The organism is Corynebacterium frankenforstense DSM 45800, assembly GCF_001941485.1.
In the GTDB taxonomy this organism is placed as follows: Bacteria; Actinomycetota; Actinomycetes; order Mycobacteriales; family Mycobacteriaceae; genus Corynebacterium; species Corynebacterium frankenforstense.
Genome location: NZ_CP009247.1, coordinates 2,545,902 through 2,562,394 on the forward strand (window position 1 = coordinate 2,545,902; position 16,493 = coordinate 2,562,394).

Sequence of the window (16,493 nt, forward strand, 5' to 3'; positions counted from 1 at the left end):
CGGCGTCGGCGCTCTCGCCCCACGGCGCCGGTGCCCTCACCCCACGGCGTCGGCGCCCCGCACCGGCCCCGGCGCACCGGCGCCTAGTTGTTGACCGAGGCGTAGAAGACGGCGATGCCGACCGGGATGACGGTCACACACACGAACGCCAGCCCGCCGAGCAGCCACACCCACTTGCGCGGCTTGCCGTACATGAACAGGGCGAAGGCGCCCAGCAGGCAGAAGAACGCGATCAGCACGGAGCAGACGGTCACCCACATCACGGGACTCATCGACCCACCTCCTCTCCGGGGTCGGCGGGACCGGCGGGCCGGGCCGGACGCCCCGCCCGGGACGCACCGGCGGCGTCCTGCGCACCGGCGGCGCCCTCGGCGCCGACGCCGGCCACGGCGGCGTCGGAAATCTCGGGGCCCCAGCACCCGCGCACGGTGGGGTCGCCCTCGACGGCCCACCCGGCGCGCCCGCCGGAACGCCGGGCGCGGGCGGTGACCCACGGGGCGTCGGCGATCCCGAAGGGGCCGGCGAGGATGTCCACGCCGCGGTGGGCGGCGAGCACGCGGTCGCGGGAGCGGCCGAGCATCTGGCGCACGACGAGCACCACCATCGCGACGATGAAACCGTCGCGGGTGAGGATGAGCAGGTCGAACATCTCGGCGGGGATCTTGTCGCCCTCCTCGGCGCCGATGTAGATCATCGTCGCCGGCCACATGAGCAGCTCGAGGGTCATCCAGGTCAGCAGCAGGCGCCACCGCGGCAGGGCGAGGACGGCCGGGACCACCAGCCACAGCGAGTACTGCGGCGACCAGACCTTGTTGAACAGCAGGAAGCCCGCGACGATGAGGAAGACCAGCTCGGCGACCCGGGGACGGCGGCGCGCGAGCAGGCCCAGCAGCGCGACCGCCAGGCAGGCGCCGGCGAAGAGGACGAAGGAGGCGGTGTTGAGGAAGCCGACGCTCAGGTTCACCCCGGTGACGCGGGTGAAGACCTGGTAGATCGTGGTCCACTCGGCGCCGCGGGTGCTGTTGAGGCGGTTGAACTCGCCCCAGGCCTCCGGGTGGGCGACCATGACCGGCAGGTTGACCGCCGTCCAGACCACCACGGCCGCGCAGGTCATGTCCACGAAGGGCCGCCAGCGGTTCGAGCGCACGGCGAGCACCAGGAACGCGCCGAGCAGGAACAACGGCCAGAGTTTCACGGCCGTGCCCACACCGATCCACACGCCGGCCCACACCGGCGCGCCGCGTTTCACGGCGACCAGGGCGGCGGCGGCGCACAGGATCGAGGGGATGTCCCAGTTGGTGAACGCGTGCATGATGATCACCGGCGAGGCGGCGACGAGCACCACGTCCCAGACCCGGTTGCCCGCGAGCTCGGCGACCAGGCGGATGACCACCAGCCACATGCAGGCGAGCACGAGCGCGGTCAGGGTGAAGTACCAGGAGGCCTCGGGGACGTCGAGAAGCAGGCGCACCACCGGGAAGGTGTAGTGCGCGACCGCGCCGACGACCGCCTGGAACCACCCGGCGAGCACCGGGTACTCCATGTAGCGCAGCCGGCCGTCCTCGGACCAGGAGTAGGCGTAGGGGTCGCCCGGCTCGTCGAGACCGCGCCCGGAGTACAGCGGCAGGATGTCGTTGTAGCAGGCCGACATGTAGGGCCGGTTGCCCGACCAGTTCACGCCCGACTCGGCGGTGCCGAACAGGCAGTTGGCCTTCGAGAGGTAGCCGAGGGCCAGGAAGGTCAGCGCGAGGGTCAGCAGCACCCGCAGCGGGGTCCACCAGCGCTGGCGGCCGATCAGGGCGCGCCGGCCGACGGGCCCGCCGAGGCGCTCGATGACACCGCGGGCGACGGGCTCGGTGCGGGCGGGCTGGACGCGCGCGGCCGGGCGCACGACGCGCGCGACCCTATCGGACGCCCCGGCGGGCGCCGTCCCGCGCCGCGCCGTAGCGTCCGCCGCGCCCGCCGCGGGGCTCGACGTCTCACTCAGAACGGCAGCAGCTCCTCGGGCACGTCGAGCTCGGGCAGCTCCGGCGGGGCCGGCTGGCCGCCGCCGTTGGGGTCACCGCCGGGCACCGGCTCCGGCGCCGGGCCGGGCTCGGGGGCCGGCTCCGGCTCCGTGGCCTCCGGCGAGGGCGCCTCGCTGGTCGGGGTGGCCGAACCGGTGCCGGCCTGGGTAGCCGGCGGCGTGTAGGCCGTGTTGTAGTTGCCCTCGCCCCAGGTGACGGGGTTGGCCTGCGGGAAGTTCTCGATCTCCTGGCCCTGCAGGGCGCCGTCCATGGTGGACTTCCAGATGTCCGAGGGCATCCCGGAGCCGTACATGTAGATCGGCGAGTTGTCCACGGTGCCCACCCACACGGCGGTGGACAGCTGCGGGGTCGAGCCGATCATCCAGGCGTCCTTGTTGTTGCCCGTGTCGCCGAGCTGCGTGGTGCCGGTCTTGGCGGCCGAGGGCCGGCCGTTGGCCAGCACGTGGCCGTTGGAGTAGGCCGCGATCGGCTGCATGGCCTGGATGACGTTGTCGGCCACGGTCTCGTTGACGCGGCGCTCGCCGCCCTTGTCGTCGAACTCGTAGAGGACCTCGCCGGTGGCCGTCTCGACCTTGCTGACGAAGTGCGGCTGCTGCCAGACACCCCGGTTGGTCAGGGTGCCCAGCCCGACGGCCATGTCGAGCGGGCGGGACTGGTACTGGCCGAGCACGATGCCCTCGTAGGGGGTCTCGCCGTTCTCGGTGAGGGTCTCCGGCACGCCCGGGATCGAGCGGGCCACGCCGAGGGCGTGGGCCATGTCCGCGGTGTCCTGGGTCTTGTTCTCCAGGTCGTCCTGCAGGCGGATGAAGCTGGTGTTCAGCGAGCGCTTCAGGGCCTCGGAGATCGAGCAGGTGCCGCAGCTCTCGCCGCCGACGTTGCCGACGGGGATGCCGCCCGGCAGGGTCACCGGGTCCGAGGAGTAGGCCGCCGAGAGCGGGATGCCCTGCTGCAGGGCGGCGGCCAGGCCGAAGATCTTGAAGGTCGAGCCGGTCTGCAGGCCGGCGTTGGCGAAGTCCCAGCCGGAGGGGTCCTCGCCGCCGTAGTAGGCGCGCACGGCGCCAGAGCGCGGGTCGACGGAGACCACGGCGGTGCGCAGGCTCTCGCTGGCGCCCTCGGTGTTGCCGTAGACGGCGTCGAGGGCGGCGTCCTGGGCCTGCGGGTCGATCGTGGTGGTCACGCGCAGGCCGCGGGTGGTCACGTCCTCCTCGGTCAGGCCGACGGTCTCGAGCTCGGCGATGACCTGGTTCTTGATCATGCCGTTGGGCCCGGAGGCCTCGGTGTAGGCGGAGTAGTTCGCCGGGTCCTGGACCTCGGGGTAGACGGCGGCGGCGCGCTGCTCGGCGGGGATCGTACCGGACTCGACCATGCCGTCCATGACGTAGTTCCAGCGGGCCTCGGACTCCTCGAGGTTGACCCACGGGTCCAGCTCGCTGGGCCGCTGGATGGCCGCGGCGAGCACCGCGCCCTCCTCCGGCGTCAGGTCGGAGACGTGCTTGTCGAAGTACGCGTTGGCCGCGGCCTCCACGCCGTAGGCGTTGCGGCCGAAGTAGACGGTGTTGAGGTAGGCGGCCAGCACCTCCTCCTTGGTCCACTCGTTGGCCATCTTGGTGGAGTAGACCAGCTCGCGGGCCTTGCGGGCCAGGGAGTGCTCGTTGCCCACCAGCGCGTTCTTGACGTACTGCTGGGTGATCGTCGAGCCGCCGCCGGCGGAGGCGTCACCGGTGATCTGGCCGATGACGGCACGGCCGAAGCCGGTGATCGAGAAGCCCGGGTTGGTCCAGAACTCGCGGTCCTCCGCGGCGAGCACCGCGTCCTGCACGCCGTCCGGGATGTCCTCGAGCTTGACCTGGCGGCGGTTGCCGTCCGGCGGCACGATGCGCGCCAGCTCGGTCTCGGAGTCGGCGGCGTAGATCTGCGAGACCTGCGCGCTGGTCAGCTCCTCCGGCTCGGGCACGTCCGCGAGCAGGTAGGCGACCATGAAGCCGAGGATCGGCAGGATGACGACGGCGGCCAGGATGCCGCCGGTCCACTGCAGCCAGCGCCTACGCCCGCCGCCGGACTTCTCGAGGCGGCGCGCCCCGCCGGAGCGGCGGCCTTCCTTCGCCTTGGACTTCGCCGGCGTGTCGCCGGACCTGTTCTCTTCTGACACGTTGGTCCCCATCACTTCGCACGGCACGGCGCGCGGGCCGGGACCCCGGCGCGCCGTGTACACACTTCTCCCAAGAGATTACGTCCCCCTTTACGTGGGGTCGAACGGCGACACCACGGCGCGCGCCGCTCAGCTCCGCGGGACCGCGACCCCGGACCCGAGAAGGTGATTCCAGCCACACCCCGGGCAGACCTCCACGAGGTGGACGCCGACCTCCCCCAGTTCGGCGACCAGGGCCTCGAGCTCGCGGCGCCCGCGGGCGGTCCCGGCGCGCTCGCCGAGCCCGTCGCCGTAGACGAAGCGCACCTCGCGCAGCTGGTCCGAGCCGCACACCGGGCAGGCCCGGCCGGCCACGCGGCCGTGGAAGCGCGCGGCGGCGATCAGGCGCGCGTCGGCGTCGCAGGCCGCCTGCCTGCGCAGTTGCCCGTCGCGCAGCGCCGCGAGCACGCGCGCACGGCGCACCCGGTGGCTGACGGGACGGACGATCTCGAACATGCCCACCAGCCTAACCCCGTGTCCGTGACCGCCCGGCGCGCTTGCCGACGCCGCGCCACCCGACGTCCGCGCGCCCCGACGCCGTGGCCGCGTGCGCCGCCCGGGCGGGCGGCGCGGGGGTCGCCGCAGGCGACCCCTTATAACGGTGCGGGAACCGGGCGCGGGGACGTGCGGGACGTCGGCAAGCGGGGGTGAGCAGGGGAGGCTTTTGCGGGGCAACCTGAAATTAGATAGGCATACTGTAGGAAATGTAGTATTCAGGTGATCGCCGCCTCCCCCGGTCCCCGCGCGGCGCGGCACCCGTCGACGTCGAAGGTAGGACATGAACGCTTTGACCCCCGAGACCATCGCCCGGCGCATGCGTCCGGCGCTGACCAAGCTGTACGTGATGTACTTCCGCGTCGCGGAGCAGTCGGACCTGACCGGTCCCCAGCTGTCCATCCTGTCGCGGCTCTCGGAGAACGGTCCCTCGCGCATCAGCCAGATCGCCCGCGAGGAAGGCATCCGCATGCCCACCGCCTCCAATGCGCTGCACCAGCTCGAGCAGCGCGGCATGGTCGAGCGCCTGCGCGACACCACCGACCGCCGCGGCGTGCGCGTGCGGCTGACCGACCACGGCGCCGAGGAGCTCAAGCGCGTCGGTGAGGAGCGCAACGCCTACTTCGCCGACCTGCTGCGCAGCCTCGACGAGAAGGACCTGGAGACCGCCGACCAGGCCGCCGACGTGATCAACCGCCTGGCCGAGGCCTACGGCAACCGCGTCGGGGACTCCGGCAACCACTAGAGGCGGCCGCTGAGGCCCGTCCGGGGCCCTGCGTCGGGCCCCTGCGGGGCGAAAAAGTGGACGCCTCTGACACGGGGGCGGTGCGCGCCCGCGTAATCTGAGGCCAGGCGGAGTCGCATCCGCGGCTCACCGCACGCCGGTGACGGGGCCAGGCAGGTCCCCGGGGCCGGCACCTCCACTTTCCCGACACATCGAACACCTCACGTATGGCAGACGCTTCCGGGTCGGAACTCCGGCCCACCCAGTTGACTGAGCCGGACGACCGGCCCACCCGCGTCCTCATCGCTCTGCGACCGGACGCGCAGCCGCGCGACGCGGTCGAGTTCGCCGCCTGGCTGGGCCGCACCGCGCCGGTGACCGTGCGGGCGGTGACCACGTTCGTGCGCCCCTGGCCGGCGACCTCGCTGAAGAAGATGGGCGGCAAGTACGGCAAGTGGTTCTCCCGCGAGGCCAAGGCCGCCCGCCGCCGCGTCGAGCAGGCGCTTTCCGAGGCCGGCATCCCGGAGGAGATGTGGGACGACAAGGTCGCCGTCTTCGCCGACGGCCCCTCCGAGCACGCGCTGATCACCGCGGCCGCCGAGGACTTCGACGCCGACGTCATCGCGCTGGACTCCGACGCGACCGCGCCGAAGGGCCGGTTCTCCGTCAGCTCCACCGCGGACGCGCTGCTGCACTCCTCGCCGCGGCCGGTGTGCCTGTCCCCGCGCAAGGTCAAGCTGTCCAAGAAGGGCGTGCGCCGGGTCAACTTCGCCTTCCTCGAGGGCGAGTTCGACCCGGAGGACCCGGCGCTGCTGCGCTCGGCGGTCCGGGCCCGGGCGTGGGGCGTGCCGCTGCGCGTGCTGGCCTTCTCCCCCACCGGGATCTCCGACACCCCGTTGGAGGACAGCCTGGACCTCTCCCGCGAGCTCTCCGCGGACTGGCGGGAGCACTCACTGGCCATGCTGGACCGGGTGCGCGACCGCATCGCCGAGGCGATGCCGGACCTCGAGCTGGAGAGCTCCGTGGCCACGGGCAACGGCTGGGGCGGCGCCGTCGACGCGCTGAAGTGGAAGAAGGGCGACCTGCTGTGCCTGGCGTCCAACCCGCAGGGCCCCTTCGAGCGGGTCTTCGTCGGCTCGGCGACCTCGGCGTTCCTGCCGCACGTCGGCGTGCCGGTGGTCATCTTCCCGATGCGGCGGTCTTGAGGGCCGCCGGGCGGGCCCCGGCGCCTCGGCCGGCGTGCCGGGCGTGAACCGCCGGACCACCCGGCGCAGCTGTACGCGGGGAGTTTCGGGTACCGGTGGGTCTTGACGTGTCCGGGGTGTGGGTAGAATCCGGGGGTATGAGTGAGGAAGATTTCTCTTGGCGCCGCGGGCGGGAACGCGAGCGTGAGCACCCGGAGAATGACCTGGTCGCAGACGCGGACCGCTACAACAAGCCACGCCCGGAGCCGCACAGCTTCGACGAGCTCGCCGACGAGCCGGACCCGTACCTGCAGGCGCAGGCCAACCGCCGCTCCACCCGGCAGGCGTGGCTGTGGTTCGCCGGCACCGTGGTCCTCTCCTTCCTGGTGTCCTTCCTGCTGGCGCTGGCCTCCCGGCTCAGCGGCGGCGAGAACTGCGCCGCCGGGCTCAACACCTGGCTGTGCTCGCGACGCTGGGAGCTGGTCTGGTCGCTGGGCTCCTGCGTGGTGCCGATCGGCGGGATGGTCGGCTGCGGCATCATCATGGTGCGCAAGCTGCAGCGCTACATCCGCTGGGGCAGCTGGATGGGCGCGTTCTGGTTCCTGGTGCCGCACGCGATGCTGTGGATGACCACGGTCGGCCAGGTCGCGATCCTGGGCACGCACGCGCCCTAAGACCGGCGACACAGGCCGTGCGGCGCCGGCTTAGGCGCGCAGACCGCGCCGGTCTAGGCATGCAGACCGAGGCAACCACGCCGAAGCCCCCCGTGCGGGAGAGATTCCCGGACGGGGGCTCCAGTCTGCGCGGGTCGGTCTCGGCTCGGCGCCTACTTGGTCGAGTCGAGGACGACGTCGAACTCGAGGACCTCGGACTTCACGGCCGCGGGGCGGCGCGCGGTGTCACCGTTCTCGGCGGACTCGGAGGCACCGTGGGACTCGCCGCCGGAGGCGTGGACGTCGTGGGTGCCGTGGCCGGTCTTGTTCGCGTCGGCGACGTCGCCGTGGCTGCGGGCGAAGTCCTGGCCGTGGACCCAGTCGTCGTAGGACTTCTCGTCGGCCCACCAGGTGACCACGAAGTAGCGGTCCTCACCGGCGGTGGGACGCAGCAGCTGGAAGCCCTCGAAACCGGGCTGGTCGTCCACGGCGTGCAGACGGTGGCTGAAGCGCTCCTCGAGGGTCTCGCCGGCGCCCTCGGGAACGGTCAGTGCGTTGATCTTGACGATGCTCATGTCCCCGAGGATACCTGCGCAGGCGCCACCGCGGCCGGGCCCGCGCACCGGCCGCTCCCCCGCCGGCGGCCGCCCGGAGGACCGCCGGCGAGCACCCGGCGGCCGCCCCGCGAGACCCGCTACCGGCTCGAGACCTGGTCGCTCGCGCCGGGCACGGCCTTGGCCGGGTCATTGCCGACGGCCACGATGCGGTTGTCCGCGTCGACGTGCACGATCTTCGGCTCCCAGGCGCGCACCTCCTCCTCGGTGCCCTGCACGTAGCTCATGATGATCACGAGGTCGCCGGGCTTTACCAGGTGCGCGGCCGCGCCGTTGATGCAGATGCGCCCGTTGCCGGCGGCCTCGGGCGCGTCGGGGATGACGTAGGTCTCGAGGCGGTTGCCGTTCTCGATGTCGACGACGGCGACCTTCTCGCCCTCGATGAGCCCGGCGGCGTCGCAGAGCTCGGGGTCGATGGTGATGGAGCCGACGTAGTGCAGGTCGGCCTGGGTGACGGTGGCGCGGTGGATCTTCGCGCCGAGGACGGTTCGCAGCATGGTTGTCCTTCAGGGTCGGGGCCGGGGCGGGCGCCCCGAAACGCCGCTAATCGTAGTTCGTGTCACCCGTGAGAGGACAATTGACCGCGCCGCGCACGCACCTAGCTCTTGCGGTAGAGCTGCTTCTTCCAGTACTTCGGCTCGCTGGTGACCTGCATGTTCAGGCTGCGGAAGATGCCGGAGTCGACGGAGCCGAGGATGGTGGTGGTGTGCACGTCGCAACCGGCGAGGTTCTGCAGCTCGGCGAGCGCGCGGCGGGCCTCCTCGGAGGCGGCGGCCGAGACCGACAGGGCGATGAGGACCTCGTCGGTGTGCAGGCGCGGGTTGCGCGAGCCGAGGTGCTCGGTCTTGAGCGTCTGGATCGGCTCGATGGCCTCCGGGGAGAGCAGGTGCAGCTCGCGGTCGATGCCGGCGAGGTGCTTGAGCGCGTTGATGAGCATGCCGGCCGAGGGGCCGAGCAGCGGAGTGGTCTTGCCGGTGACGATGGTGCCGTCGTGCAGCTGCATCGCCGCACCCGGCTGGCCGGTCTTCTCCTCGATGGCGAGTGCCGGGGCGACGACCGCGCGGTCCGCGGTCGAGCATTCGGCCTTGGCCATGATCACGGCGGCGCGGTCGGACAGCGTGGTGTCCTCGGTGCCGGAGCGGGCCTCGTCGACGAGCGCCTTGTAGTAGCGGCGGATGATCTCCTGGACGGAGGCGGCCCGGCAGGCGGCGTCGTCGCTGATGCAGTAGCCGGCCATGTTGACGCCCATGTCGGTCGGCGACTGGTACGGCACGGTGCCGGTGACGCGCTCGAGCATGGACTTGAGCAGCGGGAAGGCCTCGACGTCGCGGTTGTAGTTGACCGTCGACTCGCCGTGGGCCGACAGGTGGAAGTGGTCGATGACGTTGACGTCGTCGAGGTCGATGGTGGCGGCCTCGTAGGCGAGGTTGACCGGGTGCTCCAGCGGCAGGTTCCAGATCGGGAAGGTCTCGAACTTCGCGTAGCCGGCCTTCACGCCGCGCTGGTGCTCCTGGTAGACCTGCGACAGGCAGGTCGCCAGCTTTCCGGAGCCGGGCCCCGGGGCGGTGACGACGACGAGGTCGCGGGAGGTGTCGACGAACTCGTTGCGGCCGAAGCCGTCCGGGGAGACGATGCGGTCGACGTTGGAGGGGTAGCCCTCGATGACGAAGTGGCGGTGGACCTTCAGTCCCAGGTTGGTCAGGCGCTCGGCGAACTCGACGGCCTCGGCGTTGGTGTCCTCGAACTGGGTGATCACGACGTGCTCGACGAGGAAGCCGCGCTCGCGGAAGGCGTCGATGAGGCGCAGCAGGTCCTCGTCATAGCTGATGCCGAGGTCCGCGCGGACCTTCTTGCGCTGGAGGTCCTTCGCGCCGATGCAGGGCAGGATCTCGAGTTCGTCGCGCAGCTGCTCGAGCATGGCGATCTTCGTGTCCGGGTCGAACCCGGGCAGCACGCGCGAGGCGTGGAAGTCGTCGAAGAGTTTGCCGCCCATCTCCAGGTAGAGCTTTCCCCCGATGTCCCCACGGCGGGCGATGATGTGCTCTGACTGCAGGCGGATGTACTTCTGACGGTCAAATCCCAGGTCCATGGGACCTTTATTCTAGCCCAGCGCGGGGGCGTTGGCGGTAATTGCGGAGGTGGGCGCGTTAAAAGGTGGGGGCGTTTAAGGGTGGGGCTGGTGGTTTCTAGGGGTCGTCGCAACGACGGGTATTTCTAGTCGGTGATGCTACCGACGTCTGCAAGCGCCTGAGCCATCACTTCAGCAGGAGTACGCCACCCCAACGCCTTGCGCGGAGTGTTGTTGTGAATGTTGGCGATCATCTCCAGATCCATCGACGAATACACCGACAGATCCGAAGACTTCGGCAGGTTGCGACGCAGCCTGCCGTTGGTGTTCTCGTTGGTGCCCCGCTCCCACGGGGATCCGGGGTGACAGAAATACACCGGAACATCAGTCGCCATCGAAAACGCCTTGTGGCCTGCCATCTCAGAGCCCTGATCCCACGTGATCGACGAGAAGATCAACTCATCGATACCACCGACAAGCTCCTTTAACACCCGGGTGACCTCCACCGAGTCATGCCTGGCCGGCAGATGACCCAGCACGACGAACCTGCTGACACGCTCAACCAGGGTGATCACCGCCGAGGCGTTGTTCTTGCCCAGGATCAGATCACCCTCCCAATGACCGGGCATGACCCGCTCGGCGACCTCGTCGGGACGGTCGTCGATGAGCACCATCTCATCGACGAAGCGCCGGATACCGCCACCGCCGCGCGGCCGACCGCGGGGTCGACGTTTCTTCCTGCCGGTCGGAAGGGCAAGCCCCAGATCCTTCAACCGGCCTTTCGCGTCCAGGTAGAACGCGTCGTAGATCGTCTCGTGACTGATGCGCATCTCCTCGTCATCGGGAAAATCCAGGCGGATACGCCCGCTGATCTGTTGCGGGGACCATTGTCGCCGCAAACCCTCGACTACATAGTCATACAGGCGTCTGTTTGACAGGATCTTCGAGGTCTTCGGCCGCAACCTGCGCGCGGCGGCCTTGAGCTGGGCGCCCTCAGCCCGATACGGGCCGTGCGGGGTGCGATTGCGCGACAACTCCCGCCCGATGGTCGACGGGTGCACGCCCACGGCGCGGGCGATGGCGGCTTTCGTCGCCCCTTCGCGGTACATGTCGGCGATCACCGCACGTTGGCTGACCGACAGGTACCTGCTGCTGACCGGTTTGTAGGGGTTAACACCCTCGGGCAGGGCGGGGATGGCCCGGCGGCCTTGTTCGATGACGTCGCAGGTTTCAATCAGGGCGTCCATCAACCTGTTATACGTCGCCGCGTCCGGCCCGGTGGGGATAAAGCGGCGGCGTTGTCCTCGAGTTTTGGTCAGTCCTTTCTCGAAGTCGCGGCCCTGGCGTGGCTCGATCGCAAGTGTGGTGCACACCTGGGCCCGTGGGATGCCGGCGAGGCGCAGGTAGAGAAAGTCGATGCGCCTGGCGGTGGCGCGGATGTGTTGTTGCCGGCGGGTCAGCCGGGTGTGCAGTCCTGCCCTGGATGCGATGCGGTAGCCCATCGACGGGGAGATGCCGACCATCATCGCCGCCGCGTGGATGCTTGCCCCGCTTTTGATCGCGGTGATCAACGCGTCTGCGGCGCCGGTGGGCAGGACAGGCGGTTGTGTCGGGGTGATCAGTTTGTGGTGGTGGGCGAAGTTGAGTGCGTGTTTGTAGTTGCAGCCGATGCGGTGCGCGGCGGCGCGCACGCTTAAGCCGGTGGTGATCAGTTGGGTCAGCCGGTTCTTGTCTGACTGGGTCAGTGAGTGAAAGGGGCTGGTTGTCGGCATGGTCGTTGGCAGCCTTCCATTGGGGGAAAGTTGCAACGACCCTCTGAAGCTAAGGCTCGTTAGAGCGCGGAAAAGGCCCCGGGCGACCTTGTTGAAAGGTCGCCCGGGGCCTCGCGCTTCAGGCTTCGGCCGCCTCACGCCGTCACTGCCACGGCGGGCGGGCCGTCAGAGGGAAACGGGCTCAGATGTTGCCGTTCTCGTCCTCGATGTGGGCGCGCAGGAACCACTGGAACTTCTCCAGGCCGGCGGCCTCGGAGATGTAGATGTCCTCGGTGATCGGGTCGATGTCGCCGGCCTCGGCCAGGGACTCGCGCAGGCGCTCGATGACGGTGGTGTACAGCTCGGCGAGCTTGCGGATGTGCGACTGGGTGTCGGCCTTGTTCAGGTCGTACTGCAGCGGGGTGCGACCCTCGGCGTGACCGGCCGGGGTGCCGATCGGCTCGCCACCCAGGGCGGCGATGCGCTCGGCGACCTCGTCGGCGTAACCACGGACCTCCTCGACCTGCGGGTCGATCATCTCGTGGACACCGATGAAGGACGGGCCGGTGACGTTCCAGTGCACGTGCTTCAGGATCAGGTGAAGGTCGTTGAAGTCGGTCAGACGCTCCTGCAGCCCGTCAATGAGCTTCTTGGCGTCGTTTTCGTTGATTCCGGGAACAGTGAAATTCGACATGCCCTCATTATAGCGCGGATTTGGTTTCGGGCTACGTCTCAAAGGCTTACGTAAGAAGTTTAAGGGCCGCCTAACCTGCGTTTATTGGGTTTTTCTTGGTGATATGACTACATTGATAGGCATTGTGAGATGCCCGGTCGGGCACTCCCAGAAATGTCCGTTTTCCCGCACTTAACGACGTCCCTTCAGTCACCCCGTTGCGGGGGTGGCCCAGGGTGGCGGCCGGCGATGCGGCAACGGCGACTGCGCGCGGGAGCCCGGGTCGCGACGGCGCGGGTGACCCGGTCACGGGACCGCGCCCGGGCGGGCGTAGACAGTTAGGCGAACACGGAAAGGAGTCCCGATGCCGGAGGGACACGTCATCCACCGCCTCGCGAGCCAGCTGACGGAGACGTTCGGCGGCCAGGAGGTTGAGGTCTCCTCGCCGCAGGGCCGCTTCGCCACCGAGGCCGCCCGACTCGACGGCACGGTGCTGCGCTCCGCGGAGGCGTGGGGCAAGCACCTCTTCATCGACTTCTCCCCCGCCGGCTCGTCCGGCGACCCCGCCGAGACCGACAGGCCCGCGGCCGGCCCGACCGGGGTCGACGACACCGCAGGCGCCGCGGGCACCGCGGCGGGCACGCACCTCCCCCACCCCGTCGTCCACATTCACCTGGGACTGATCGGCAAGTTCAACGTCGCGCCCTTCGCCGAGCCGGTCGGCCAGGTCCGGCTGCGCATCGCCGACGCGAACGAGACCGTCGCCGCCGACCTGCACGGCCCGCAGTGGTGCCGGCTGCTCAGCGTCCCGGAGAAGGAGGCCGAGATCGCCAAACAGGGCGCCGACCCGCTGCGCGCGGACGCCGACCCCTCGGAGGCCCTCGCGAAGGTGTCCCGCTCCCGGCGCGCCATCGGCGCGCTGCTGATGGACCAGAAGCTCTTCGCCGGGGTGGGCAACATCTACCGCGCGGAGACCCTCTTCCGCCTCGGCGTCTCCCCCTTCACCCCGGGCCGCGACGTCCCGCAGAAGGTCCTCCGGGCGATCTGGGCCGATCTGGTGGAACTGATGGCCGTGGGCGTCGCCCGCGGCCGGATCGACACGGTGCGCCCGGAACACACGCCCGAGGCGATGCACCGCGCCCCGCGCAAGGACGACCACGGCGGCGAGGTCTACGTCTACCGCCGCGCCGGCCAACCGTGCCTGGTCTGCGGCACCCCGGTCGAGCAGAAGGTGATGGACGGGCGCAACCTCTTCTGGTGCCCGTCCTGCCAGCCGGGCCGGCGCTGACCGCGGCACGCCCCGGGACGCTGGTCCGGCACGCCCCGGGGCACACGTCCGGCGCGCCCCGGCGCGCCGGTGACGCACTCGCCGGTCAGTCCACGCCGGGGGCGACAACCGCGGGCGTCGTCAATTGGAGCCCGGCGGCCGTCTCGACGATCTTGTCCGGGTCGCCGAGGCGCTGGCCGAGCAGCACCAGCACCACGAAGACCACCACGGCCGCGGCGGTGACCAGCACGAGCAGCCAGCGCCACCGCCGCCCGCCGAGCCCGGCGATCCAGGCACCGAGCGCCGCACCGAGCGTGTTGAAGATCAGGTCGTCGACGTCCGTGCGCCCGAGCGCGCAGATGTACTGCGTGATCTCGATGCACAGCGAGAACGCCAGGCCTGCCACCGCCGCGGTGCGCACCGGGCCCGGCGCTGCGAACCGGCTGCCGCGGGCCGCCGCGTCGAAGGCGAGCCGTTCCGCGGCGACGGCCACCAGCCAGCCGAAGGGCACGAAGAAGGCGAGGTTGCCCACGGCGTCGAAGACCGGGCCGAACCAGGTGCTCGAGGTGAAGAAGTGCTCGAAGGGGATCAGTCGCAGCTCGCGCACGCGCTGGTTGGCCGGGTCCCACAGGTAGCCGATCGCGAAGTAGGCCTTGAGCGTGGTCAGCGCCAGGATCACCGCCGCGTACGACACCAGGCAGGCGATCACGGCGCCGAGCGGCAGCGGTCGGCGGACGGGGCTGGACATGGGCACAGCTTAACAACGCCGCGTGGGGGCCGGGCCCCGGACGGATGCCGCGCACCGCGCAACAGAAAAACCCCGGACCGTCACCCGCGTGGGGGTTTCGGACCGGGGTTTTCTGCACTGCACGACCCAAGGTGGACGCACTCACTGTGGTTTCCCGTTCGATCAGGTTCCCGGGGACCTCTCCGGCAGTCCCCGTTGCGCTGATCTAAGTACAGGTTATCCTTACCTCTTTCGGTTGACTAGGGCTCAGCCGAATCTTCACCCCGATTTTCGATCACCCCAGGTCAGAGCATTACCGTTCGCCCCCACCCGGGGGTAGGGTTGCCTAATCTATCTTCCTCGGCGGGGTTCGGGCGCGGTCCGGAGACCCTCCCCCGCCGACCCGCGTCCACCTCCCCCAGGAGCCGGCATTCTCACCCCGCCGGGGTGCGCCCAACCCCCGTAAGCTCGTGGTCATGGAGCAGCTCTACACCGTCGAACAGGTCCGCAACGCCGAACGCCCCCTGCTTGACGCCGAGGCCGAGCCGGACGAGCTCATGCGCGAGGCCGCCGCGGCCGTCGCCGCCACCGCCCGCGACATGCTCACGGACCTCGCCGGCGAACACGCCGGCCGCGTCGTCCTGCTCGTCGGCTCCGGCGGCAACGGCGGCGACGCCCTCTACGCCGGGGCCCGCCTCCAGCTCGACGGCCACCGGGTCACGGCCGTCCTGCTCGGCTCCCACCCGCACGAGCGTGCCCTGCGGGCCCTGCGCGACGCCGGCGGCGTCATCCTCGACCCCGCGGACCCCGGCCGGGACAGCGGCCGGGACACCGACCGCTCCCCCGCACTGCAGGCCGACCTCGCCGTCGACGGCGTCACGGGCATCGGCGGCCGGCCCGGCCTGCGCCCCGACGCCGCCGCCGTGGTCGCCGACCTCGAGGCCAACCGCGTGCCGGTCCTCTCCGTCGATGTTCCCAGCGGCATCGCCGCCGACACCGGCGAGCGCCTCGGGGCCGACCCCGACACCGGCGCCCCGCGCCACGTCACCGCGACGGTCACCGTCACCTTCGGCGGCCTGCGCCGCGTCCACGCACTCACCCCGGCCTGCGGCGAGGTCCTGCTCGCCGACATCGGCCTCGGCGGCAGGATGCTCTCCGGCATCCTGGCCGAGCAGCCGATTGCCGACGACGAGTTTTTCACCCGTGCCATTGACCGTCCCGGTTTCCGGTGGTCGGCGTCGAACCCGGCGCGCCCGGTCGCCGCCCACCGCCTGCTCGAGGCCGTGGAGCCGGGCGCCGGCGACGACAAGTACACCGGCGGGGTCACCGGCGTCGCCGCGGGCTCGGCGACCTATCCGGGCGCCGGCGTGCTGGCCACCGAGGGGGCCCTGCGGGCGACCTCGGCGATGGTGCGATACGCGGGCGGCTGCCGCGAGGAGGTCGTGCGCGCCCACCCCGAGGTCGTCGCCAGTGACACCGTCGGGGCGGCCGGGCGGGTGCAGTCCTGGGTCGTGGGCCCGGGCCGCGGCACCGGCGCGCAAGCCCGTGCGGAGCTGGCCGAGCTGCTGGCGCGCCCCGAGCCGCTAGTCATCGACGCCGACGCACTCACGGTGCTCGCCGGCGACGACGCCCTGCGGCGCGACGTCGTCAAGCACGGCAACTGCCTGCTCACGCCGCACGCCGGGGAGTTCGCCCGCATCGGCGGCGAGACCGGCCCCGACCGCATCACGGCGGCGCGGGCGCTGGCCCGCGAGCTCAACGCGACGGTGCTGCTCAAGGGGCGGCTGACCGTTGTGGCCTCCGCGGAGCTGGCCACGGTCGTCGACTCGGGCCACTCGTGGGCGGCCACGCCGGGCTCCGGCGACGTGCTCTCGGGACTGTGCGGGGCCTGGCTCGCGCGCGGCGGGCAGGTGCACGCCGCGGCGGTCACGGCGGCGGCGCTGCACGCGCGGGCGGCGTGGCTGGCGGCGCAGACGCCCTACGGGCCCGCGCCGATCGTCGCCTCCGACATCGCGGCCGCGCTTCCGTGGGCGACCGCGGAGATGGAGCACGCCCACTAAAGGCGCGCCCCGGGGCCTGTTTCCGCAGGTCCGGCGCTCACGCCAGGATCGCGGATGCCGCC

15 protein-coding genes are annotated in these 16,493 nt (G+C 70.8%); 5 read left to right on the forward strand and 10 right to left on the reverse strand.

Features of this window, described 5'->3' with window-relative positions; translation table 11 throughout:
* Positions 1-83: 83 nt before the first annotated feature.
* The 4 genes from CFRA_RS11490 to CFRA_RS11105 form a co-directional block, all read right to left on the reverse strand.
* Positions 84-272: a hypothetical protein gene (locus CFRA_RS11490; protein ID WP_083666981.1), complete on the reverse strand. Its 189-nt coding sequence runs from the start codon at positions 270-272 to the stop codon at positions 84-86.
* A complete protein-coding gene (locus CFRA_RS11095; RefSeq protein WP_075664708.1) occupies positions 269-1,891 on the reverse strand; it encodes a glycosyltransferase family 87 protein in 1,623 nt (540 codons plus the stop codon). The genes CFRA_RS11490 and CFRA_RS11095 overlap by 4 nt, the downstream gene beginning before the upstream one ends.
* 92 nt (positions 1,892-1,983) lie before the next feature.
* Positions 1,984-4,188 (reverse strand): transglycosylase domain-containing protein, encoded by a 2,205-nt coding sequence (locus tag CFRA_RS11100; protein WP_083666982.1) that lies wholly within the window; start codon positions 4,186-4,188, stop codon positions 1,984-1,986.
* Positions 4,189-4,305: 117 nt separating this feature from the next.
* A complete protein-coding gene (locus CFRA_RS11105) occupies positions 4,306-4,671 on the reverse strand; it encodes a DUF5318 family protein (protein WP_075665038.1) in 366 nt (121 codons plus the stop codon).
* 322 nt (positions 4,672-4,993) lie between these two features.
* Here CFRA_RS11105 and CFRA_RS11110 point away from each other — a divergent pair, with 322 nt between their 5' ends.
* The 3 genes from CFRA_RS11110 to CFRA_RS11120 all read left to right on the forward strand — a co-directional run bounded on the left by CFRA_RS11110 (position 4,994) and on the right by CFRA_RS11120 (position 7,292).
* On the forward strand, positions 4,994-5,455 hold the full coding sequence (locus tag CFRA_RS11110; protein WP_075664709.1) for a MarR family winged helix-turn-helix transcriptional regulator: 462 nt from the start codon (positions 4,994-4,996) through the stop codon (positions 5,453-5,455).
* Between the two features lie 206 nt (positions 5,456-5,661).
* The gene (locus CFRA_RS11115; RefSeq protein WP_075664710.1) at positions 5,662-6,639 is read left to right on the forward strand and encodes a universal stress protein; all 978 of its coding nucleotides are present in this window, start codon (positions 5,662-5,664) and stop codon (positions 6,637-6,639) included.
* Between the two features lie 137 nt (positions 6,640-6,776).
* A complete protein-coding gene (locus CFRA_RS11120) occupies positions 6,777-7,292 on the forward strand; it encodes a hypothetical protein (RefSeq protein WP_075664711.1) in 516 nt (171 codons plus the stop codon).
* 152 nt (positions 7,293-7,444) lie between these two features.
* On the opposite strand, the gene CFRA_RS11125 is transcribed toward CFRA_RS11120, so the two are convergent.
* The 5 genes from CFRA_RS11125 to dps form a co-directional block, all read right to left on the reverse strand.
* Positions 7,445-7,846, reverse strand: a complete 402-nt coding sequence (locus tag CFRA_RS11125; RefSeq protein ID WP_075664712.1) for an antibiotic biosynthesis monooxygenase family protein — start codon at positions 7,844-7,846, stop codon at positions 7,445-7,447.
* A gap of 119 nt (positions 7,847-7,965) precedes the next feature.
* A complete protein-coding gene (gene panD / locus CFRA_RS11130) occupies positions 7,966-8,382 on the reverse strand; it encodes an aspartate 1-decarboxylase (RefSeq protein ID WP_075664713.1) in 417 nt (138 codons plus the stop codon).
* A gap of 101 nt (positions 8,383-8,483) precedes the next feature.
* Entirely contained in the window at positions 8,484-9,974 is a 1,491-nt protein-coding gene (locus CFRA_RS11135) for a DUF1846 domain-containing protein (protein WP_075664714.1), read from the reverse strand.
* A 125-nt stretch (positions 9,975-10,099) separates the two neighbouring features.
* Entirely contained in the window at positions 10,100-11,725 is a 1,626-nt protein-coding gene (locus CFRA_RS11140; protein ID WP_075664715.1) for an IS30 family transposase, read from the reverse strand.
* 181 nt (positions 11,726-11,906) lie between these two features.
* Positions 11,907-12,398, reverse strand: a complete 492-nt coding sequence (gene dps / locus CFRA_RS11145) for a DNA starvation/stationary phase protection protein Dps (protein ID WP_075664716.1) — start codon at positions 12,396-12,398, stop codon at positions 11,907-11,909.
* Positions 12,399-12,741: 343 nt separating this feature from the next.
* Here dps and CFRA_RS11150 point away from each other — a divergent pair, with 343 nt between their 5' ends.
* Complete coding sequence (locus tag CFRA_RS11150; RefSeq protein ID WP_075664717.1) at positions 12,742-13,665, forward strand: Fpg/Nei family DNA glycosylase; 924 nt, start codon at positions 12,742-12,744, stop codon at positions 13,663-13,665.
* Positions 13,666-13,750: 85 nt separating this feature from the next.
* On the opposite strand, the gene CFRA_RS11155 is transcribed toward CFRA_RS11150, so the two are convergent.
* A complete protein-coding gene (locus CFRA_RS11155; protein WP_075664718.1) occupies positions 13,751-14,392 on the reverse strand; it encodes a VanZ family protein in 642 nt (213 codons plus the stop codon).
* Between the two features lie 455 nt (positions 14,393-14,847).
* Here CFRA_RS11155 and CFRA_RS11160 point away from each other — a divergent pair, with 455 nt between their 5' ends.
* Positions 14,848-16,431, forward strand: coding sequence for a bifunctional ADP-dependent NAD(P)H-hydrate dehydratase/NAD(P)H-hydrate epimerase (locus tag CFRA_RS11160; RefSeq protein ID WP_075664719.1), 1,584 nt, complete (start codon positions 14,848-14,850; stop codon positions 16,429-16,431).
* Positions 16,432-16,493 lie beyond the last annotated feature (62 nt).